Annotated in this window: 1 protein-coding gene; it reads left to right on the forward strand. The window is 29.8% G+C overall.

Annotated features, from left to right (window positions below):
- A partial coding sequence (locus AB671_RS22615; RefSeq protein ID WP_185114155.1) for a hypothetical protein occupies window positions 1-565 on the forward strand: 565 nt, incomplete at its 5' end.
- Window positions 566-573: the final 8 nt, after the last annotated feature.

Below are 573 nucleotides of genomic sequence, written 5' to 3' on the forward strand. Positions count from 1 at the left end.
AAAGGACTTTTGGATGATATTGTGGTTTTTAGAATGTTTGATTTATAGGATCACTGACCACACGAAAGGATTCGTGCGGCAGCGAGGGGGACTACAAAAACTTCTTGCAATTAAGATTACTCCAGAAAATGCTATGAAATATCTTGATCAAGCCTTAATTTATTTTAATCATCATGTAGTAAATGGAATAGTTGTACAGATTGCTGATAGGAACTGTGTAAATGTTGTGCAAGCTGTAGAAGATTTCTTAAGAACAGGTAAAATAATAGCGGCTAAATCATCAGAAGCGCAAGAACTTATTGTTTTGAGCAATAAATATGGAGGTACTTTTTTAACTGTAAAAATAGACTCAATTAAAAATCCTAATTATTTTAAAGTTGGAGAGAGAGGAATTTTATATTGTGAAAGAGGAGCTGATGATTATGATCATGTATTATCTGTTTTTATGACAAAAGAAGGATTGATCTTTAAAGATGCTCAATCTGAATTACAAGAGTTTGCTGTAGAAGAGTATTTAAAAAAAGAATATAAGAATTTTAAACTATTAAAAACAAAGAAAAATTAATAATATGA

It is taken from the genome of Chryseobacterium sp. BGARF1 (genome assembly GCF_001677955.1).
GTDB lineage: Bacteria > Bacteroidota > Bacteroidia > Flavobacteriales > Weeksellaceae > Chryseobacterium.